Below are 20,339 nucleotides of genomic sequence, written 5' to 3'. Positions count from 1 at the left end.
GGGGGTGGCCGGCTCCGGCCGTTGCGGGGGTGGGGGCGGGGAGCGGCTGGCGCCGGTCGTTGCGGGGCGGGGGTAGGGGGTGGCTGGCGCCGAGCTGTGGGGGAGGGGGAGGGGGCAGAGCGGTCCGCCGCGGCAGGAGTGACGGAGCCGGTCGTTCCCAGTGCGGGGGCGGCCGGCTTCGGCCGTTGCGGGGCGGCGGGAGGGTTCGGGGGGCCGGCCCGGGGCCCCAGTTCCTCCCCAGAGGGGCTCTAGGGAGGGGTGTGATGCTGCCGGCCTCGCCATGCTCCGCCGTCGACAGGGGGAAGACCATGAACGGACCGGTCACACTGGTGGAAGCGCTCGCCCGGCACGCCGTGGAACGGCCGGGCCGGGAGGCGCTGGTGGTGCTGCGCGAGGATCCGGAGAGCAGAGCCCCCAGGTCGCGCCCCGGGGTCCGGCTGCCCGGTCTCCTGGTGCCCCGGGGCCTGGTGCAGGAGAGGGACGAGCCGGTCCGCCGCGGCGGGCGGCTGGCGCCGCTGCTGGCGACCCGCACGGACTACGCGGAACTCGACGCGGCGGCCCGGCGGTTGGCCGTGCTGCTGGCGGACCGGGGCGTGGCGGGCGGACGGGTGCTGGTCCTGCAGTCCGAGACCGCCAACTTCGTGTCCAGCGTGCTCGGCTGCCTGTACGCGGGGGCCGTCGCGGTGCCCGCGCCGGTGCCCGGCAACCGGCGCAACCACGACGAGCGGACGCTGGGCATCCTGAAGGACGCGGCGATCTCGCTGGTCCTCACCGACCGGGCCGCCGCGCCCGGCATCTCGCGGCTGATCGCGGAGGCGGGCCACGGCGGCGTCCCCTGCCTGGCGGTGGACGCCATCGAGCAGCCCGACCCGGCGGACTGGCGGATGCCCGCCCTCGACCCGGACGCGCCCGCCGTGCTGCAGTACACCTCCGGATCGACCGGCGACCCGCGCGGCGTGATGGTCAGCCACCGCAACCTGGCGGCCAACCAGCGCGCCGTCACCGCCCTGCTCGGCACCGGCCCCGAGGACCGGATCGGCGGCTGGCTGCCGCTGCACCACGACATGGGCCTGATCGGTCAGCTGATGCACCCGCTCTGGCTGGGCGCGACCTCCGTCCACCTGCCCGCCGAACTGTTCATGCGACACCCCGTGCACTGGCTGCGCACCGTCTCCGAGCACCGCCTCACCGTCAGCGGCGGCCCCGACATCGGCTACGAGCTGTGCCGCCGCCGGGTGACCGAGCGCCAGCTGGAGGGCGTCGACCTGTCGGGCTGGCGGACCGCCGTCAACGCCGCCGAGGACGTGCGCCCGACCACCCTGGACGGCTTCGCCCGGCGCTTCGAACCGTACGGGTTCCGGCCCGAGGCGTTCCTGCCCGCGTACGGCCTGGCCGAGGCCACCCTCGCGGTCACCGGCGGCCGCCGCGGCCGCACCGGGCCGCTCGCGGCGGACGCCGCCGCCCTGGAGCAGCACCGGCTGACCGGGCCGCTGCCCGGCCGGCCGGTGCGCGAACTCGTCGGCTGCGGCCGGCCCGGGCCCGAGGGCCCCGAGCTGAGGATCGTCGACCCGCAGACCCGCGAGGAGCTCCCGGAGGGCCGGATCGGTGAGGTCTGGGTCCGCGGCGAGTCGGTCGCGGCCGGCTACTGGAAGCGCCCGCTGGAGAACAACGCCACCTTCCGGGCCGTCACCGCGGCCGGCGCCGAGGGCTTCCTGCGCACCGGCGACCTCGGGGTGCTGCGCGACGGCGAGCTGTACCTCACCGGCCGGCTCAAGGAGCTGCTGCTGGTCGCCGGCCGCAACCTGTACCCGCAGGACATCGAGCGCGGCGCCCAGCAGCTCTCCAGCCGGCTCGGCGCGGGCGTGGTGTTCTCCGCCGGGCCGCGCGACGGCCTGGTGCTCGTCCAGGAGGTCCGCCCGGGCGGCCGCGCCGACCTCGACCTGCCGGCCCTCAACCTGTCGCTGCGGGTGTTCGTCTCCCGGGAGTTCGAGGTCCGGATCGGCAACGTGCTGCTGGTCCGCCCCGGCACGGTGCGCCGCACCACCAGCGGCAAGCTGGAACGCTCCACGATGCGCTCGCTCCTGCTCGCCGGACGGCTGCGCCCGCTGCACCAGGTGCTCGACCCCGAGGTCGCCGAACTCGTCGAGGCCGCCTCCCCGACGGCCCGGAAGGACCGGACGTGACCCTCCCCGTCGAACGGACCGCCCCGGCCGACACCCGCCCGCAGCACCAGGACGACGCCGCGGACGCCCGGATCGCCGCCCTGGAAGCGGAGCTCGGCGACCCGTGGAACCCCGCCAACCCGTACGGCAACGACACGCTGCTGCTCGCCGACGAGCGGGCCGAACTCCCCGCCGAGGCCGTCCGGCTGCTCGACCGGTTCGGGCTCGGCGCGGAGTTCGTGCCGGCCCGGCTCGGCGGCCGGCTCGAACGCGCCGACCTGCTGGTCCGGATGCTGCGCCCGGTCTTCCGCCGCGACCCGTCGCTCGGCGTCGGCTACGGCGCCGGCTCCTACCTCGCGGCGTCCGCGGTGTGGGCGGCCGGCAGCGAACGGCAGCAGCGCGACACCGCCGACCTGCTGCTCGCCGGCCGCCGGGCCGCCGTCGCCTACCGGGACCTCGCGCACGGGAACGCCTTCCTGCGCGAGGAGTTCCACCTGGCCGGCGCCCCGGGCGCCCGGCGGCTGAACGGCGCCAAGCGGGTCATCGTCAACTCCGCGCAGGCCGCCGCCGCGGTGGTCTTCTGCCGCACCGACGACCGGCCCGGCAGCCGCAGCCACACCGCCGTGCTGCTGGAACGCGACCGGCTGCCCGCCGACCGGGTCCGCGACCTGCCGCGCTACCCCACCGTCGGCCTGCGCGGCTGCTGGATGGGCGGCCTGGCCCTCGACGACTGCCCGGTGCCCGACGACGCGCTGCTCGGCGAGTGGGGCGGCGGCGTCGACCTGGCGCTCTCCTCCTTCGCCCTCACCCGCAGCGTGCTGCCCTCGATGGTGCTGGCCGGCGTCGACACCGCCCTGCGCACCGCCCTGCGCTTCGCCCTCCAGCGCGGCGTGTACGGCCGCCCGGTGCTGCGCAACCCGCAGGCCCGGGCCAGCCTGGCCGGCTCCTTCGCCGACCTGCTGGTCTGCGACAGCCTGGCGCTCACCGCGACCCGCGCCGCCCACCTGTACCCGGAGGCGGCGGGCGGCTACGCGGCCGCCGTGAAGTACCTGCTGCCGATCCTGCTCAGCGACACCGTGCACGACCTGTCGGTGCTGCTCGGCTCCAACCTGTACGTCAAGGAAGGCGAGTTCGGGGTCTTCCAGAAGCACGTCCGGGACCTGCCGATCACCAGCCTCGGCCACTCCGGCACGGCCGCCTGCCACTCCACGATCATCCCCCGGCTGCCGGTCCTGGCCGACCGGTCCTGGCTGCGCGAACCCCCGCCCGCCCCCGGGCTGTTCCACCTGCGCGGCGACCTGCCCGAGCCCGACCCGCGGCGGATCGGCCGCACCGCCGACCACGACCCGCTGCTGGCCGAACTCGCCCACGGCACCGCCCTGCTGGCGGACCTCCCGGACGAGCGCCACCCGGCCGCGCCCGCGCTGGCCGCCGTCCTGGACGCCGAACTGCGCGAACTGCGCGACGCCTGCCGGGCGATGGCCGACCACGGCCGCACCGGCCTGGCCACCCCGCGCAGCTACGGCCTCGCCGACCGCTACACCCTGCTGCTGGCCGCCGCGAGCTGCCTCGGCGTCTGGCGCCACCACCGCGACCGCGACGACTTCCTCGGCCGCCCCGGCTGGCTGGTCCTCGCCCTCCAGCGGATCTGCCGGCGGCTCGTCCCCGGCCTCACCGACCGGGCCGCGCCCGAGGACGAGACGCTCACCGAACTGCTCCGCCGGTACCGCGAGGGCGGCAGCCTCGACCTGTACGACACGCCGACGGCGGCACGAGGGGAATGACCACCGATGGAGACCCGGAGCCGGCGCCCGCAGCGCCGCGGGAGGAGGCACGGATGAGCACCGTACTGGAGCAGCCGCTGCTGCGCGGGGTGGCCGCCGAGGTCGCCGCGCTGCTCGCCGAACGCGGCGAGCGGGACGGCGGGTTCGAGCCGTCGTCCCGGTTCCACGACGACCTGGGCTTCGACTCGGTCATGCTGATGCAGTTGAAGTACCGGATCGAGACGCGCTTCCCCGAGCTCGGCGAGCTGTCGCTGGCCGACATGGTGGACGGCCTGACCGACGTCGCCACGCTCGCCGGCCACCTGGCGGAACTCGCGGAGGAGGACCGGTGATCCCGTTGCGGGACGCCCGCGCCGCGATCGGCGAGCCGATCGCCGTCGCCCCCGGCCCGGCGTCCGGCTGGGAACGGGTCCGCGAGGCGCTCGCGGTGCGCGGCAGCGCCGTGCTGGTCGCCCGGCTCGGCGAGTGGCTGCCGGCCGCCGGGGCCGACCCCGCGCCGGAGACCGGCTACCGGGCGGTGCTCGGCCGCGACTGGAACCGCTACCGGGCGATCACGCACAGCCAGGTCCGCGAACGCTTCCTGGCCTCCCGGATGCTGCTCAAGCGGGCCGCCGGCGAGGCGCTGCAGGCCCCGCCGGAGAGCGTCGACCTGGCGTACAAGCTCGGCGGCCGCCCGTACCTGCGCGGCTGCGACCAGGTCGACATCAGCCTCAGCCACACCGCCGAACTGCTGGTGGTCGGGCTGACCCGGCGCGGCTGGATCGGGGTGGACACCGAGCTCGACGACCGGGTGCTGCTCGGCACCGGCGCCGAGAAGCAGATCTGCACCCCCTACGAGGCCGGGCAGCTCGCCGCGATGGCCGAGCACCGCCGCAACCCCGCCCTGGTGCGGCTGTGGACCCTGAAGGAGGCCTACAGCAAGGCCATCGGGCAGGGCCTGCGGTTCCGCTTCACCGAGTTCGGCTTCACCTCCGAGGAGGCCCCGGTCACCGTGCTGCGCCCGGACGGCTCGCCCGGCACCGGCGAGGAGTGGAGCTTCGGCACCTGGGCGGTGGACGGCTACACCGTCAGCGTCGCGCTGTTCGACGCCGGGTTCGGCGACGCCGCCGACATCGCGGCGCTGACCATGCTCGACGACGGCCTCGTCGACGCGCTGATCGGCGGCCCGGGCCGCGGCCCGGACTCCCCAACGTAGCGGAAACGTCGCACGGCGCGACCGCCGGGCTATGATTCACCTCTGTCGGAGCCGTGGACGGGGGGCCAGTGATCCGGATACTTCTCGCCGAGGACATGAACATGGTGCGGGGCGCCTTGGTCGCGCTGCTCGGGATGGAACCGGACATCGAGGTGGTGGCCGAAGTCGACCACGGCGACCGGATCCTGCCGGAGGCGCTCGCGCACCGGCCCGACATCGCCGTGATCGACATCGACCTGCCGGGCATCGACGGCCTCACCGCCGCCGCCCGGCTGCGCGAGCAGCTCCCCGGCTGCCGGTCGCTGATCCTCACCAGCCTCGGGCGGCCCGGCACGCTGCGCCGGGCGATGGCGGCCAAGGTGTCGGGCTTCATCCTCAAGGACGCGCCACCGGCCGACCTGGCCCGGGCGATCCGCAAGGTGTCCGCCGGGGAGAGCGTGATCGACCCCCAACTGGCGGTCGCCGCCTGGGAGTCCGGCGACTGTCCGCTGACCGGGCGGGAGATCGAGGTGCTGCGGCTGGCCGCGGAGGGCGCCGAGGTGGCGGAGATCGCCTCCCGGCTGTTCCTGTCCTCCGGCACCGTCCGCAACTACCTGACCACCGTGGTCTCCAAGCTCAACGCCCGCAACCGGGTCGACGCGATCAGGGTCGCGAAGGCGGCGGGCTGGCTGCCTTGACCGGCCCGGCGGGCACCGACGCGGCCACCCGGAACGTGCCGCCGGGCAGCCGGTCCGCCGTCAGGCTCCCGCCCAGCCGGCCGACCCGGGTCCGCAGGTTGCGCAGGCCGCTGCCGGCCCGGCCCGGGGCCGGGCCGGACACCCCGTCGTTGTGGATCAGCAGGCGCAGCACCTCCTGCTCGGTGCCGAGTTCGACCCGGCAGTGCTGCACCTTGGAGTGCCGCAGCATGTTGGTCACCGCCTCGCGCAGCACCGTGGCCAGCACGGTGTCCGCCGGGCCGACCGGCATCGGTCCCTCCAGCACGGTGTCGACGGTGATGCCGGCCGCCTCCAGCATGGCCCGGGCCGCGTCCAGCTCGTTGCCCAGCGACATGTTCCGGTAGCTGGTGGCGACCGCCCGGACGTCCGACAGGGCCTGCCGGGACACGCCCAGCACCGACTCCAGCTCCTCGACGGCCCGCTCGGGGTGCTCCGGGACGAGCCGGATCGCCACCTCGCTCTTCAGCGTGATCGCGGAGAGGCTGTAGCCGAGCAGGTCGTGCAGGTCGCGGGAGAAGCGCATCCGCTCCTGGGAGACCGCGAGCCGGGCCAGCAGGCCGCGCGCCTCGTGCAGTTGGACCACCAGGGTGACCAGCCGGATCAGGCCGAACACCATCAGGCCGGTCAGCATCGTCGAGGTGGTCAGGTAGCTGATCGACTGCCCGTCGTAGTCGTAGTACAGGCCCACCCCGGCCATCGACAGCACCACGGCGGTGTACGAGGCCCAGTTCCACGGCGACCCGAAGGTCAGCAGGCAGGACGCGGCCAGGAAGCCGCCCGCGGCGCCCCACAGGCCGTGGTAGGCGACCACCGGCAGGTAGGTGAGCAGGGCCTGCAGCAGGAACACGTACCTGCCGTACCGGCGGCGGGCCCGCTCCAGGCCGGGCTGGGCGTGCAGCATCAGGCAGACCGAGATGACGGCGAAGGCGACCACCCCCGGCAGCACGTGCCAGGCGTCGGAGCGCACGGCGAACAGGTTCACCGAGACCTGGAACAGGAACGCCGCCAGCGCCGTGTAGAGGATGCCGAGCGCGAGCCCGGGCACCGGCCGCTCGGCCGGCCCCCCTTCCGGTCCTTCGCCCGCTCCTTCGCCCGGCCCCTCCCCCAACGCCTCCCCTGGCCCCTCCCCGAACTCCTCGCCGACCCGTTCCGAGGTCATCCGCTTCCCCTCCCGACTCGGACAGAACCCATCCGAGCCTACGGGGTCGGGGCCCCGGACGAGGCGGATCGCGGATGCCTGTCCGCCCGGCCGGGTGGCGGGGGTCCGGCTGGCTGGGCATCAGAAAGCTTCCGGGCAGCGGGGGTTGGGCCGTCCGGGCGTCAGGACGCGGCCGGGCCGAGCACCGCCTGGCCCACCGGCGACTCCAGCCGCCAGTCGGTGCCGATCGCCCCGCTGCCCGCCGTGATGTCGCTGGTGCCGACCGGGACGGCGGCCAGCCCGAGCACCGCGGCGGCCAGGCAGAGCACCTGCAGGGCCGCGCCGGCCTCGCGCAGCACCAGCGAGTAGGGCTGGCCGCTGTACTTCCACGCGGAGCGGGCGAACCGGGCGGTCCAGGTGACCACGGCCGGCGGGCGGCAGGACAGGCCCGCCGCCACTCCCGTGCAGTCCAGCAGCGTCGCCAGGTCCGCGGGGGAGTCGTTGACCAGGGTCAGCCGGTGGCCGAGCGGGTCGTAGTGGTAGGTGCCGGGCGCCAGCCCGGGGCAGGACCAGGCGGACAGGTACAGCTCCAGCGGGTGGGTGCCGCCCAGGCCGAGGTAGGGGCGGGTGCTGATCTGGTGGCCGGCCGGGCCCACCGGGTCGGGGCGCACCGCGCGGGCCCGGGCGGCCCGGTGCAGCAGGGCGCCGATCCGCTCCAGCGGCAGCGGGCCGCCGCCCGGCGCCGGGTCGGGGAGCCCCGGGTCCAGCAGCGCGAACAGCTCGGCCCGGGCCGGGGCGTCCGGCACCGGCGGCAGCGCGATCCGGGGGCCGGGCGGCAGCGGCCGGACCGCGGGCGCGGGCCCGATCCGGCCGGTGTGGGCGAAGGTCGCCCCGAAGTCCCCGTCGTGCCGACCGGTGGTCGAACGGGTGTGGAACATCAGGTCGGTGGGCGTCCACAGGGACAGCACCGGGTCGGCGTCCTCGGCGAAGCGGGCCGGCTCGCACTCCTTCCGGCGGTGGCCGGCCACCGCCAGCCCGGCGGCCAGCAGCAGGCGCAGCACCGCGTCGACGGCCGGCTCGGGCAGGCCGGTCTCGCGGGCCAGCTCGTCCGGCGCGACCGCCCGGCCGATCCCGGCCAGCAGCGCGGCCGCGGCGGGCCGGTGGCTGTGCGCCCGGAACAGCGACAGCGGGGACTGCGCGAGCAGTCCCCGCTCGCCGGCGGACAGCACGGTGAACCGCGACAGCCGCACCACCGTCCCCGGGCGGACGGCATCGTCCAGCCGGGCCTCCGCCGCGATCGGCACCAGCGACAGCAGCGGCACCTCGGAGTCGTCGAGGCCGACCGAACGGATCGTCAGCGGCGCGATCCGCTCCAGCAGTTCGGCCAGCCGCCGCTCCGCGCCGGGGTCGGCCCCGGCCAGCACGTTGGACAGCGAGATCGGCCCGAACGCCATCCGCCGCAGCGCCTCCCGGGCCACCGGGTCGGGCCGGTCGAGCCGGACGGTGCCCCACCGGTGGTGCAGCAGGGTGTCGCCGTCCGGCCCGTCGAAGTCCGCCGCCACGTCCTCGCGCAGCGACCAGAAGTGCCGTACGTCCAGTGGCTTGTCCGCCGGGGGCCGATCCATCCGTGTTCCTCGTGCCGGGCGGTCGTCGGGCGACCGGATCGATGCGAGCCACCGAGGATGCCCGGCTCCGCTGGAGCACCGCTGGAGCCGGGCGAAAGCCTCAGCTCAGAGGAACAGCGGGACGGGGTTGAGCCGTTCGTACGGGGTCGGTTCGGCGAGCCGGCCCAGCCGCACCGGCACGTCGAACAGCCGTCCGGGGGCGAACCGCGCCCAGAAGTGCCGCAGCCCGGGGACCAGCACCCGCACCACCGGCAGGCCGATCTCGGGGCGGGTCTGCTCCAGCACCAGCAGCTCCATGCCGTGCGCGGCGACCAGCCGTTCGGCGGTCTCCACGTCCTGCTTGAGGCAGGAGGACGCGGGCCACGGCCAGCGGCCGGGGCCGGACGGGGCGGCCGCCGGGTCGGGCAGCAGGTACGGGTGGGCCTCGGTGGTGGCCCCGCCGAACCAGGCCCGGGCCACCGGGTCGGCCAGCACGCCGTCCGTCCGGCCCCGCCCGGCCGCCGCGGCGGCGGGCAGCAGCTGCTCGCACTCGGCGACGGCCCGGCGCGCGGCCGTCACCAGGTCGAAGTGCGCGCCGAAGCCGAAGGACAGCTGCTGCGGCCCGCCCCCGGTCCGCGCGGAGACCGCCACCACCACCGGCACGCCCAGGTCGGCGGTGAGGTCCAGGGCCCACAGCCGGCGGCCCAGCCGCCGGTGGGTGGCCGGGGCCTGGTCCAGCCACGGGTCGCCCAGCGCCGCCAGGTCCACCCTGGGGTGCCGGGTGCGGTTGTACCACCACAGCGCGACCGCGTCCCGTTCGACCAGCTCCAGGAAGCCCTGCAGGATCGCGTCCTCCAGGCTGCTGCCGGCCGCGCAGCCGTTGGAGTCGGCCCTGGCCCAGCGGGCGCCGGTCCCCGGCGGGTGCGGCCCGTAGTAGAGGAGCGCGGTCGGCAGCAGCACCTCGCGCCGCCGGGTCAGCGACCACACCGGGGACCAGTCGACCGGCACGTCCGGATCGAACCGCTCGGTGACGTACTGGTAGAGCGAGTGGTCGGCGTTCCAGCGCTCCCGGTCGGCGAACTGCCGCTCGTCGTACAGCTGGCAGGTGTTCGGGTGCAGGGCCCGGTCGCCCAGCTCGCGCAGCGTGGCGCGGACCCGCGGCTCGCCGCCGTGCAGCGCGCCGGAGCGGTGCTCCAGCGCCTCGCACAGGGCGCTGACCCGGGCGTCCAGCTCGGTGGCGCCCTTGCCGCCGGAGATCCGGCGCAGCGGGGAGCGGCCGACCGGGGCGAGCGCGGACTGGGCGACGTACGAGTGCACGCCGTCCGGGCAGTGCGCGGCCCGGCTGATCCGGCCGATCAGCCCGGAGACCGGGCTGACCAGGTGGCCGTAGCGGTCCAGGACCTGCTGCGGCGTCAGGGCGCGGTGCCCGTTGCCGGCCCGGGACGCCTTGGGCACCGGACGCAGCACCACGGGGCGGGGCGGCCCGGGGTGCGCGGCGGCCGCGGCGGGCCCGGAACAGGACGGGCAGCGCGGGTCGCGCAGCACGGCGTGGCGCGCGACGGCCGGGCGGAGCAGGTCGAAGGTGTGGATCGACTGGTGGCCCGGCTCGCGCAGCCCGGCCAGCCACTGCTGGGCGCGGACCGCCGCCAGGTGCAGGCCGAGCGCCCGGGTCGAGGGCAGCGACGCCTCCGGGCAGGTCGGCGGGTCGGTCAGGGCGAGCGCCCGCTGGACCGTCAGGTCCTCCGGGCGGTTGTCCCGTAACCGGTGCGCCATGCAGTGCCAGCAGGCGGCGGCCTCGTCCCGGGGGTCGAAGAACGGGCCGGTCCAGATCTCGGTGCCGCCGGTCCGGGCCAGCATCCAGGCACCGCCGGCCGCCCGGCGCTCCGCCTCGACGGCCGCCAGCGCGCCGGACAGGTAGTCGCGGCAGAGCACCACCGTCAGGTCCGCGTCGGTGGCGTCCGTGACGCGCAGGCCGGCCGCCTCGAAGGCGGCGGTGGGGCCGGGGTCCGTCCCGTCGGCGCCGACCACCCGCACCCGGGCGTCGGCGAGCGCGCGGACGGTCGCCGGACCGTCCAGCCCGGCGGCCTCCCAGAAGCCCTCCGCCCGGCCGTCGGCCTGCCGCGGCACGCTGCCGCGGAAGGACAGCAGACCGGCGCTGGACAGCGACCCGACCAGGTTGCCGATCTCGGCGGCCGACCCGTCGGAGCTGTCCCGGACCAGCTCCCGCAGGTCGCGGGTGCCGTCCAGGAGCGGTGCCAGCGACTCCAGCAGCCGGCCCCGGAGCCGGGTGGTGCCGCGCTCGGAGATCAGGAAGGTCCCCTCGCCGACCACCACCTCGGCGCGCAGGTGCCGTTTGAAGCCGACGGGAGGAAGGACCCCGGCCCCCACCTCAGTTGCCCTCGATGGTGAAGCTCAGCGCGGTCGGACAGGCGTCCGCCCAGGGGTTCTCGGAACGGGCGCCGCCGCCGGGCAGCACCGGCGCGGTGGCGCCCTCGGGCAGCGAGAGCCCGAACTCGGCCAGGACCTCGGCGGGTTCCTCCAGGTAGCGCAGGCGGAGACCGGGCTCCAGGTGGGTCCGAACGACGAGTTCGGCGAAACGCCAGTCGGACTCCAGGTGCCGGGTGGACGGTATCGGACGCGGGACGGTGGCGAGCACGGACGTTCTCCTTGGGATGGGGACTTGCTGACCGGAGGACAGGTGTTCGTACGGGAGGGAATCCTCCGTGACGCCCACCCGGTCGGAACAGTGGTTCCCTCACGCCTTGCGCGTGAATATCTCATGTGCCCGGCGTTCCGGATTCCCGCCCGAATCCGTGAGGATCTCACTGTTGTCGGGACGGGTCCGCGTGCCAAGCTCCAGGGAACCCATCCGTCCGCCCGCCACTGGAGAGGAGGCGGATCAACCGTGCAGATCAGTCTTCTGGGACCGTTCACCGCTGAGCACCTGGGAAGCCCTTTCGTTCCGAGCGCGGCCAAGCCGAGGCAGATCCTGGCGCTTCTGGCGCTCCAGGCCAACCAGGTCGTCACCGCGCAGACCCTGATGGAGGAGATCTGGGGTGAGGCGCCGCCCCGATCGGCCGCCACCACCCTGCAGACCTACATCCTCCAGCTCCGCCGGCTGCTCACCCAGGCCCTCGGCTCGCCCGCCGCCGCCAAGGACGTGCTGGCCACCCGCTACGGCGGCTACCTGCTGGACGTCCAGCCGGGCGAGGTCGACAGCAGCGAGTTCGAGCGCCTCGCCGCGCTCGGCCGGGCCGCCCTCGACCAGGGCGACGACGAGAGCGCCTCGCTGCTGCTCTGCCGCGCCCTCGACCTGTGGCGCGGCCCGGTCCTGGTCGACGTCAACATCGGCCCGGTCCTGGAGATCGAGGTGATGCGGCTGGAGGAGGCCAGGCTGTCCGCCCTGGAGGGCCGGATCGGCGCCGACCTCCGGCTCGGCCGGCACGCCGCGCTGCTCGGCGAACTGACCGTGCTGTCCGCCCGCCACCCGATGCACGAGGGCCTGCACGCGCAGCTGATCCTGGCGCAGTACCGGTCCGGCCGGGCCTGGCAGGCGCTGGAGACCTACCGGCGGCTGCGCGAGACGCTCATCCGCGAGCTCGGCATCGAGCCGTCCAACCGCGTCCAGCGGCTGCACAACGCCGTGCTCGCCGCCGACCCGCGCCTCGACCCGGTCTCCGCCGGGGTGCTGGAGGCCGACCGCCTGGTCGGCTGAGCACCCCGGCCGGCCCGTTCCGCGCCCGTCCCACGCCCGTTCCGCGCCAGTTCCGAGCCCGCCTCGGGTCCACCCGGACCCGAGGCGGGCTCGACGCGTGCGCCGTAGCGTGCCACCGGGGTCCGTCCAGGGCCCCTCCAGCGGCCCTCCAGCTCCCGGGTGCACGCTGCGGGGGAGATGCCACTGCGAAGGAGTATCGATGACAGCGTCCCGACCGTTGCCCGGTGACCAGGCCGAGACTGAGATCCGCGGCTGGCTGATCGACCGGCTCAGCGAGTCCCTCTCCCGGCCCCGCCACGAGATCAACCCCGACATGCCGTTCATCGAGTGCGGCCTCGACTCGGTCGCCGCGCTCAGCCTGTTCGGCGACATCGAGGAGAAGTTCGGCCTCTACCTGGAGCCGGCGATCGCCTGGGAGTACCACCCCACGGTGACCGCGATGGCCGCCTACCTGGCGAGCGAGGCCGGCGCCTCCGCCTGAACCCGGACGCCCCGGGCCCGGGCGGAGGCGGCCGCCCGGGCGGAGCGGAGTCCGGCGCCCGCGGGACTCCCCGTCCGGAGCCCCGCGGGCGGCCGGGCCGGGGAGCGGCGGCACCCCGGCCCGGTACCCCGGCCCGGTACCCCGGCCCGGCTGCGGAACGCCGGGCCCGCTCGCGCGAGACGCCCGGCCGGGAGCCCCGGCCGGGCGTCTCGCCGCTGCCCCGCCGCCCCGCGGCCGGGCCGGACCCGTCAGTGGTCCACCGGACGGCCCGTGGTGCGCTGCCCGAGCGTCAGCACGGTCAGCGTGAGGAGCGCCATCGCCGCCGCGATCACCCCGAACAGGGCCCCCGCGCCGTGCTGCTGGAGCACCGGCAGCAGGACGAACGGCAGCGCGGCCGCGCTCAGCTTCGACAGCGAGTACGCGGTGCCCGAGGCCGCCGCCCGGATCGCCGTCGGGTACTGCTCGGCGAGGTACACGTGCGAGACGGTGGAGAACACGTTGCTCGCCAGCGTGTACAGCACGCCGCACACCACCACCGAGGCCGCGCCGTTCGCGAAGCCGAAGCCCAGGCCGGCCAGCGCCATCACGGACGCCGACAGCGCGGCCAGCAGCTTGCGCTCCATCCGCTCCATGATCGGCACCGACAGCAGCGAGCCCAGCGGGTAGCCGAGGAACGACGCCGCGGTGTAGCCCAGGCCCGCCACCACGCCGTAGCCCTTCGCGGCGAGGATCTGCGGGGCCAGCGTCCCGAAGCCGTAGTAGCCGACCACCGACAGCACGCAGAACAGCCACAGCATCACGGTGCGGCGCAGGAACCGGGGCGAGAACACCGCCCGCACCCGCACCCGGGGCGCCGGCGCGTCCGGGACGGCGGGGGTCGCGGGCGGCTCGCCCGGGGCCCGGCCCTCCAGCAGCGCGGTCAGCCGCTCGGCCTCCTCCCGGCGGCCCACCGCGGCCAGCCAGCGCGGCGACTCGATCAGCTGCCGGCGCAGCACCCACACCACCGCCGAGCCGAGCGAGCCCAGCACGAACAGCCAGCGCCAGCCCGCGATCCCCAGCGGCGACAGCGGCACCAGCCACAGCGCGGCGAAGCCCACCGCGGGCACCCCGCAGAACGCGATCGTGTACGCCCAGGCGGTGAACCGGCCGCGCCGGTTCGCGGGCAGCACGTCCGCCAGGTAGCAGTCCGACAGGGCCTGCTCGGCGCCGATGCCGACGCCCGCCAGGAACCGGGTCGCGATCAGCCACTCCGCGTTCGGCGAGAACGCGCCCAGCAGCGAGAACCCGGAGTACAGCGCCAGGTTGACCAGGAACGCGGTGCGCCGGCCGACCCGGTCGGCCAGCCGCCCGAGCAGCAGCGCGCCGACGAACTGGCCGACGAACGCGGAGGCCAGCACCAGCTTCAGGGTGGTGCCGTTGAAGGCGAAGTCGTGCTGCAGGACCTTCGAGATCACCCCGGACAGGTTGTTCTCGAAGGTGTCGAAGAGCAGGCCGACGCCGATGATCGCGGTCAGCCTGCGGTGGACGGGGCCGATCGGCGCGCGGTCCAGCCGCGCGCCGATCGAGTCCGGGACGGCCGGGCGGGCCTGTCTGGTCTGCTGGTCGAGCATGAGGGGGCTCCTCCCACCGCGGCGCCCCGGCCGGGACCGGCCGGGGCGCCGCGGGAACACGGGTGACGGTGGAACGGGACGGGTGACGGGCGGTCAGGCCAGGCGGGCGGCCGCGGCCGCGTCGCCCTCGCCGCGCCGGACGGGCGCGCTGACCTCGTGCAGGAAGCCGGCGACCTCCTTGTAGGAGGCCCAGAAGCCCATCTCGACGTACGGGATGCCGCGCTCGGCGCAGTACTCCATGGTCAGCACCCGCGCACGGGCCAGGTGCTTCTGCGGCATCGCCGGGAACAGGTGGTGCTCGATCTGGTAGTTCAGCCCGCCGTACAGGAAGTCGATCAGCGGGGACGGGGTGATGTTGCGGGAGGTGAGGACCTGGCGCTCCAGCCAGTCCAGGGTCTCCTCCTCGCCGTCGCGGATCTCCATGCCCTTGTGGTTCGGGGCGAAGATCATGCCGAAGTAGACGCCCAGCACGGCGTGCTGGACCAGCAGGAACGCCACCGCCAGGCCCGGCGGCAGCAGCCAGAACACCAGGCTCAGGTAGAACGCGGCCCGCACCACCAGCAGGGTGGTCTCCAGCACCGGGCGCTTGGTGTCGCCCTTCACGATGGCCCGCACCGCGGTGCGGTTCATCTTGAAGGCCTCCAGGGTCAGCAGCACGAAGAACAGCACGCTCTGGTAGCGCACCACGAACCGCTGCACCCCGGTCCGGGTGGCGTACTGCTTGATGTCGAAGATCGCCGTGCGGCGGCCGATGTCGGGGTCGAGGTCCAGGTGGTTGGGGTGGCTGTGGTGGCGGTTGTGGTGGTTGACCCACCAGCCGTAGCTGACGCCGTTGACCAGGTTGGCGTGGAAGTAGCCGACCACGTCGGCCGTCCAGCGGCTGCGGAACATCGCCTTGTGGCCGGCCTCGTGCCACATGAAGGCGCTCTGCGCGCCGCACAGGCCCATCCAGGCGGCGACCAGCAGCTGCCACCAGGAGTCGCCGATCAGCGCGAAGGCCGCCAGGCCGCCGACGATCATCGCGGTGTTGACGGAGATCCGGCCGTAGTACCAGCGGGGCGTCAGGTCCAGGAGGCCCTCGGCCTTCACCCGCTGGAGCAGCTCGGAGAAGGACGCGGACGCCCCCTTGCCGGCCGGGGCGGTGGCAGTGCCGGCCGCGCCGCGCCCGGCGCGGGCCCGGCGGGTGTCCAGCGGGGTGGCACCGCCCGGGGTGTCCGTGGTGACGCGTGGAGTCTGCATTGCGTGGGCTCCCAGAATCAGGCGCACCCGGTCGCGGCGGACGGCGGAGACGGCCCGACCGCGGGGCACGACACGAAGAAGGTGAAGCGGCCGGGGTGCGCTGCCCGGGCCGTGGACGGGGCGAACACGGCACCGCGCGCCCGCCGCACCAGCATCCGACCGGGAGCTGACGCCCCCCTGATCGGCCGCTGACCCGGCCCGCGGCGGCGCGCCCCTGACCTGCCGGTTCAGCTCTCGGCGGCCAGCCGGGCGTCCAGCTCCCGGACCACCCGGTCGGCCGCCTCGGCGACCTCCGGGTCGTCCGGGGCGCCGACGATCGCCATGAAGGACTCGACCAGCGACTGCCGCAGGGCCTCGGTGGACTGCTCGGACATCGGTACCTCCTACGGAACGGGTGGACGGGGGACGTCAGAACGCGCCGCAGGCGCGGAAGATGTGCGCGAACGCGGGCAGCGACGCGGGGCCGTCGAACGCCACGTACTCGGTCAGCACCGTGTCCGGCGCCCACTTCTCCTTGTAGGCGAGCTGGGTCTGCGCCGGGTACACGGCCGCGCCGTGCTCCCACAGGAAGTGCATCAGCCAGCGGAACGACGGGCTGTGGCCCGGCAGTTCGCGCTCCTCGGCCAGCCCGGTGAACGGCGTGAAGCCGAAGTGCAGCCACTCGACGCCCTCCGAGCGGAACAGGTCGATCGCCGCCGAGTTGATCGCCTCCATCAACCCCGGCGACCCGCCCGGGATCCGGCGGCTCAGGTCGTGCATCCAGCCCGCCCGGGCGCCGTACACCGGCGAGTACGAGATGTAGCCCACCGGGGCGCCGTCGATCGTCCCCAGGAACAGCCGGCGGTGCTGCTGCGCCTCCCCGCCGAGCTGGCCCACCAGGAACTCCAACTGGTGGACGTCCTCGCCCTTCGAGCCCAGCCACTGCCGGTCGATGCCCTCGATCGCCGAGGCCCAGTCGCCCGGCTCGACCTCGGTCACCCGCAGCCCGTTGCGCAGCGCCCGGGAGATCTTGTTGCGCAGCTGCATGAACCGGGTCCCGCGCAGCGAGAACTCCGGCAGGTGCACCGCCCAGGACGCGCCGATCTGGTTCACGGTGAAGCCCCGCGCGGCGTACGCCTCGGCGTCGTGCCGCTGCAACTGCACGGCGACCAGGCTCCGCCCCTCCTGCCGGACCCGGGCGCGGAACGCCTCCAGCAGCGGCGCGTAGTCGCCCTCGGCGGCGAACGGGCCGCCGAACTGCACCGCGAAGCGGCCGGTGCGGCGGAAGACCACCACACCGTCCAGGCCCGGCTCGGTGAACAGCTCGTTGCCGCTGTTCAGTGCCAGGAACGAACTCGGATTCTCGGCTTGCGTGTGCCGGCGGACGGCCTCCAGGACCTGCCCGGGGGATGTGGCGGTGACAGCCGTGGTCATCGCGGAATTCCTTTCTCGGGTAGTGGGACGAGAAGAGTAGAGCACCTGCCAAATAGGTCGGGAAAGGGGTTTCGGAAGGGCCTTTGGAAGCGTCAGTACTTCGTCAGCGGGATGTCAGCGGGGTCGGGCAGAGTTCTTCTCGTCGAGACCGGAACGGGAGACCGGAAAGGGATCGAGGAGAGGTGCCCGGAGTGGTTGATCGGGGGCTCGGGTTTCGGCTCGGGTCGGGTTTTACCGCCTTCGCAGGTTCGAATCCTGCCCTCTCCGCGTAGGGCTGTGTGTTTGGGAGAGGTGCCCGGAGTGGTTGATCGGGGGCTCGGGTTTCGGTCCGGGTCGGGTTTTACCGCCTTCGCAGGTTCGAATCCTGCCCTCTCCGCGTAGGGCTGTGTGTTTGGGAGAGGTGCCCGGAGTGGTTGATCGGGGGCTCGGGTTTCGGCTCGGGTCGGGTTTTACCGCCTTCGCAGGTTCGAATCCTGCCCTCTCCGCGTAGGGCTGTGTGTTTGGGAGAGGTGCCCGGAGTGGTTGATCGGGGGCTCGGGTTTCGGTCCGGGTCGGGTTTTACCGCCTTCGCAGGTTCGAATCCTGCCCTCTCCGCGTAGGGCTGTGTGTTTGGGAGAGGTGCCCGGAGTGGTTGATCGGGGGCTCGGGTTTCGGTCCGGGTCGGGTTTTACCGCCTTCGCAGGTTCGAATCCTGCCCTCTCCGCGTCAGCAGCGGCCGTCCTGCCCGTTCGGGGCGGGCGGCCGTTTCCGCGTGAGGTGCCGGAGAGGCTGGAATGGCTGTGACGCTCGCTCCCCGACGGGCCCTGGTGGTGGCCAACCCGGCTGCGGGTACCACCGGGGAGGAACTGGTCCGTGAGGTGCTGGCCGTGTGCCGGGGGTCGCTCCCCGAGGTGGCGCTGCACCGCACCGAGTACCGGGGCGACGCCGAACGGACGGTGCGCAGGGCGCTGTACGGCGGCGGTCCCGCGCCCGACCTGGTGGTGGCGGTGGGCGGCGACGGCACGGTGCGGGAGGTCGTCGAGGGGATGACCCGGGGCGCGACCGGCGCGCCCGCCGCCCTGGCGATCGTCCCGGCCGGCACCGGCAACTCGGGCTACAAGATGCTCTGGGGCGAACGCCCGTGGACCGAGGCGCTGGGCGCGGTGCTCGCCGCCGGCCCCGGTGCCCGGCTGCGCCGGCTGGACCTGGGCCGGGTCGCCGAGAGCGGCCACCTGGTGCTGCTGGGCGCCTGCTCGGGCGTGATCGCCGAGGCGCTGGTCACGGCCCGGCGGATCCCGCTGGCCGGGCGGGCCCGGTACGCGCAGGCGTTCGCGGAGACCGCGGCGGCGTTCACCCCGTACCCGGGCCGGGTGCTGGTGGACGGCACGGTCGTGCACCAGGGGCCCACCGTGCTGGCGAACGTCGGCGGCGGGCAGCACCGCGGCGGCCGCTACCGGGTGCTGCCGCACTCCGAGCTGGACGACGGCCTGCTGGACGTGTGCGTGATCGGCGCCGAGGTCGACCCGGCCGACGTGCCCGCGCTGACCGAGCGGGCCGAGCACCTGGAGCTGCCCGGCGTCGTGTACGCCCGGGGCCGGCGGATCACCGTGGAGCGGCTGGACGGCCGCCCGCTGGTGTTCGAGCACGACGGCGAGCTGCAGCCGCCCCACTGGAGCTCGATGACGCTGGGCGTGCTGCCCGGCGTGCTGCCGGTGTGGGGGGCCGCGGCGCTCGCCGCGGTCTGAGGGAACGTCTGGACCGGCCGCCCCGGGGCCGGCCCGGGGCGGCGCCACCGCCGAACCGGGGGAGCCCCGTACATGCCCGTGCTCAAGGAACTCACCGCCTGGGCCGCCTGGTTGCGGCCGGAGGACATACCGGAGCGGGTGCGCTCGCTGGCGGCCAGCCAGGTGCTGTCGCAGCTCGCCTCGATCCGGGCCGGCGCCGACCACCACCTGGGGCGCCGGCTGATCGAGGCCTTCGGCCCGCCGCTGCAGCCCGACCCGAGGGTCGGGGCCTGCGTGCTGGCGGGCCTCGGCTCGTACCTGAACCTGGACGACACCGCGTACGCGGGCCACCTGTCCAACTCGACGGTGGCGGTGCCGCTGGCCTTCGCCCGGGCCCGCGGCCTGGACGGGGCGGCGCTGCTGGCCGCCGTGGTCGCCGCCAACGAGTGCGCGGCCCGGATCACCGCCGCCGCCACCCTGGGCCCGCTGCGCGGGCACAGCGCCGTGCACACCCACCTGGCCGGCTCGGTGTGCGGGCGGCTGCACGCCGAGGGCGCCGACGACGCGGTGTGGACCAACGCGCTCGGCCTGGCCTTCGCGATGCCCAACTGGCCGCTGATGCGGGCCTTCCTGGCCAGCGACGCCCGGCTGTTCAACTCCTTCACCCCGGTGCGCACCGGCATGGACGCCTGCGACGGGGCCCGGGTCGGGCTGCGCGGGGCCGCCGACATCGTCGAGCACCCGGACGGGTTCCTCGACCGCTTCTCCGCCGTGCCGCTGCCGGACGCCGTCAACGCCGGGCTCGGCGAGCGCTGGCACACCGAGACGCTCTCCTTCAAGCTGCACCCGGGCGGGCCCGGGATCGACGCGGCCGTCGACTGCGCCGCCGACCTGCGCCGCGACCTCGGCCCGATCCGCCCCGAGGACGTCGCCGAGGTGGTGGTCGAGGTCTCGCTGTACACCCTGTTCGCCGGGCGCAAGGCGGCCGGCTACGTGGTCGGGCCGGGCTCGCCGATCGGCGCGCTGGTGCTGCACACCCCGTACCCGGTGGCGACGGCGCTGCTGACCGGCGGCCTGACCGTCAACGACTTCGGGGCGCCGCTGCTCAACGACCGGGGCCGCTGGGCGGTCGCCGAGAAGGTCCGGCTGGTGCACGACCCGGAGCTGACCCGGGCGCTGTTCGCCTCCGAGGCGCCGTTCGGCGAGGCGCTGCGCCAGGCCGGGCCGGACGCCGAGCCGTGGCTGCGCGAGTTCGCCGGCGAGGACGAGGCGGCCCGGGCCGTCGCGGCCGCCAACTCCCGCCCGGCGGGCGACTTCACCAGCGCCGCCAAGGCCACCGGCGCGCGGATCACCGTCCGGCTCACCGACGGCCGCAGCGCGGTGCGCGAGCGCCTCGTCCCGCTGGCGGCGGCGGGGCCGCACACCCGGGCCCACCACGCCGAGCTGATGCGGGAGAAGTTCACCGAGCACGGCGGCGACCGCTCGGTCGCGGAGGCCGCGGCGGGCCTCGACCGGATGGATCCCGACGAACTCCGGGACTGGATCAGTGCCGCACTGGCCTGACCGGAGGGGGGAAACC

Annotated in this window: 17 protein-coding genes and 5 tRNA genes; 14 read left to right on the top strand and 8 right to left on the bottom strand. The window is 75.0% G+C overall.

Features of this window, described 5'->3' with window-relative positions; all coding sequences use genetic code 11:
• Positions 1 to 308: 308 nt before the first annotated feature.
• From KSE_RS13570 to KSE_RS13550, 5 genes are all read left to right on the top strand, one after another.
• On the top strand, positions 309 to 2,183 hold the full coding sequence (locus KSE_RS13570; RefSeq protein WP_014135883.1) for a fatty acyl-AMP ligase: 1,875 nt from the start codon (positions 309 to 311) through the stop codon (positions 2,181 to 2,183).
• A complete protein-coding gene (locus KSE_RS45785) occupies positions 2,180 to 3,946 on the top strand; it encodes an acyl-CoA dehydrogenase family protein (RefSeq protein ID WP_014135882.1) in 1,767 nt (588 codons plus the stop codon). Before KSE_RS13570 ends, KSE_RS45785 begins: the two co-directional genes overlap by 4 nt.
• A gap of 53 nt (positions 3,947 to 3,999) precedes the next feature.
• Complete coding sequence (locus KSE_RS13560) at positions 4,000 to 4,278, top strand: acyl carrier protein (protein ID WP_014135881.1); 279 nt, start codon at positions 4,000 to 4,002, stop codon at positions 4,276 to 4,278.
• Entirely contained in the window at positions 4,275 to 5,141 is an 867-nt protein-coding gene (locus tag KSE_RS13555; RefSeq protein WP_014135880.1) for a 4'-phosphopantetheinyl transferase family protein, read from the top strand. Before KSE_RS13560 ends, KSE_RS13555 begins: the two co-directional genes overlap by 4 nt.
• Before the next feature lie 68 nt (positions 5,142 to 5,209).
• Positions 5,210 to 5,818: a response regulator transcription factor gene (locus KSE_RS13550; protein ID WP_014135879.1), complete on the top strand. Its 609-nt coding sequence runs from the start codon at positions 5,210 to 5,212 to the stop codon at positions 5,816 to 5,818.
• On the opposite strand, the gene KSE_RS13545 is transcribed toward KSE_RS13550, so the two are convergent.
• The 4 genes from KSE_RS13545 to KSE_RS13530 all read right to left on the bottom strand — a co-directional run bounded on the left by KSE_RS13545 (position 5,784) and on the right by KSE_RS13530 (position 11,255).
• Positions 5,784 to 7,016, bottom strand: coding sequence for a sensor histidine kinase (locus tag KSE_RS13545; protein ID WP_014135878.1), 1,233 nt, complete (start codon positions 7,014 to 7,016; stop codon positions 5,784 to 5,786). The genes KSE_RS13550 and KSE_RS13545 overlap by 35 nt on opposite strands.
• A gap of 161 nt (positions 7,017 to 7,177) precedes the next feature.
• The gene (locus KSE_RS13540) at positions 7,178 to 8,620 is read right to left on the bottom strand and encodes a SagB family peptide dehydrogenase (protein WP_014135877.1); all 1,443 of its coding nucleotides are present in this window, start codon (positions 8,618 to 8,620) and stop codon (positions 7,178 to 7,180) included.
• Positions 8,621 to 8,725: 105 nt separating this feature from the next.
• Complete coding sequence (locus tag KSE_RS13535; protein WP_014135876.1) at positions 8,726 to 10,987, bottom strand: TOMM precursor leader peptide-binding protein; 2,262 nt, start codon at positions 10,985 to 10,987, stop codon at positions 8,726 to 8,728.
• A gap of 1 nt (position 10,988) precedes the next feature.
• Positions 10,989 to 11,255: a TIGR04351 family putative TOMM peptide gene (locus tag KSE_RS13530; protein ID WP_033259462.1), complete on the bottom strand. Its 267-nt coding sequence runs from the start codon at positions 11,253 to 11,255 to the stop codon at positions 10,989 to 10,991.
• A 249-nt stretch (positions 11,256 to 11,504) separates the two neighbouring features.
• On the opposite strand from KSE_RS13530, the gene KSE_RS13525 reads away from it, so the two are divergent.
• A complete protein-coding gene (locus tag KSE_RS13525) occupies positions 11,505 to 12,314 on the top strand; it encodes an AfsR/SARP family transcriptional regulator (RefSeq protein ID WP_014135874.1) in 810 nt (269 codons plus the stop codon).
• Positions 12,315 to 12,513: 199 nt separating this feature from the next.
• A complete protein-coding gene (locus KSE_RS13520; RefSeq protein ID WP_014135873.1) occupies positions 12,514 to 12,795 on the top strand; it encodes an acyl carrier protein in 282 nt (93 codons plus the stop codon).
• Positions 12,796 to 13,043: 248 nt separating this feature from the next.
• Here KSE_RS13520 and KSE_RS13515 read toward each other — a convergent pair whose 3' ends face one another.
• The 4 genes from KSE_RS13515 to KSE_RS13505 all read right to left on the bottom strand — a co-directional run bounded on the left by KSE_RS13515 (position 13,044) and on the right by KSE_RS13505 (position 17,057).
• Positions 13,044 to 14,405 carry an MFS transporter gene (locus KSE_RS13515; protein WP_014135872.1) on the bottom strand — a complete coding sequence of 454 codons (1,362 nt, stop codon included), beginning with the start codon at positions 14,403 to 14,405 and terminating at the stop codon, positions 13,044 to 13,046.
• Between the two features lie 93 nt (positions 14,406 to 14,498).
• Positions 14,499 to 15,644 carry a fatty acid desaturase family protein gene (locus KSE_RS13510; RefSeq protein ID WP_014135871.1) on the bottom strand — a complete coding sequence of 382 codons (1,146 nt, stop codon included), beginning with the start codon at positions 15,642 to 15,644 and terminating at the stop codon, positions 14,499 to 14,501.
• Between the two features lie 227 nt (positions 15,645 to 15,871).
• Positions 15,872 to 16,018 (bottom strand): hypothetical protein, encoded by a 147-nt coding sequence (locus KSE_RS43370; RefSeq protein ID WP_014135870.1) that lies wholly within the window; start codon positions 16,016 to 16,018, stop codon positions 15,872 to 15,874.
• Positions 16,019 to 16,052: 34 nt separating this feature from the next.
• Complete coding sequence (locus tag KSE_RS13505) at positions 16,053 to 17,057, bottom strand: bifunctional lysylphosphatidylglycerol flippase/synthetase MprF (RefSeq protein WP_014135869.1); 1,005 nt, start codon at positions 17,055 to 17,057, stop codon at positions 16,053 to 16,055.
• 176 nt (positions 17,058 to 17,233) lie between these two features.
• Here KSE_RS13505 and KSE_RS42120 point away from each other — a divergent pair.
• The 7 genes from KSE_RS42120 to KSE_RS13495 all read left to right on the top strand — a co-directional run bounded on the left by KSE_RS42120 (position 17,234) and on the right by KSE_RS13495 (position 20,323).
• Positions 17,234 to 17,324, top strand: a tRNA-OTHER gene (locus KSE_RS42120).
• An 18-nt stretch (positions 17,325 to 17,342) separates the two neighbouring features.
• Positions 17,343 to 17,433 (top strand) — tRNA-Arg (locus KSE_RS42115).
• Positions 17,434 to 17,451: 18 nt separating this feature from the next.
• Positions 17,452 to 17,542, top strand: a tRNA-OTHER gene (locus tag KSE_RS42110).
• An 18-nt stretch (positions 17,543 to 17,560) separates the two neighbouring features.
• A tRNA-Arg gene (locus tag KSE_RS42105) sits at positions 17,561 to 17,651 on the top strand.
• Positions 17,652 to 17,669: 18 nt separating this feature from the next.
• Positions 17,670 to 17,760, top strand: a tRNA-Arg gene (locus KSE_RS42100).
• Positions 17,761 to 17,830: 70 nt separating this feature from the next.
• The gene (locus KSE_RS13500) at positions 17,831 to 18,781 is read left to right on the top strand and encodes a diacylglycerol/lipid kinase family protein (RefSeq protein WP_014135868.1); all 951 of its coding nucleotides are present in this window, start codon (positions 17,831 to 17,833) and stop codon (positions 18,779 to 18,781) included.
• Positions 18,782 to 18,853: 72 nt separating this feature from the next.
• Complete coding sequence (locus tag KSE_RS13495; RefSeq protein WP_014135867.1) at positions 18,854 to 20,323, top strand: MmgE/PrpD family protein; 1,470 nt, start codon at positions 18,854 to 18,856, stop codon at positions 20,321 to 20,323.
• Positions 20,324 to 20,339: the final 16 nt, after the last annotated feature.

This window comes from Kitasatospora setae KM-6054, from assembly GCF_000269985.1.
GTDB classification, from domain to species: domain Bacteria; phylum Actinomycetota; class Actinomycetes; order Streptomycetales; family Streptomycetaceae; genus Kitasatospora; species Kitasatospora setae.
The sequence above is the reverse complement of the archived record's forward strand: the minus strand, read 5'-3'. Positions and strand labels throughout refer to the sequence as shown.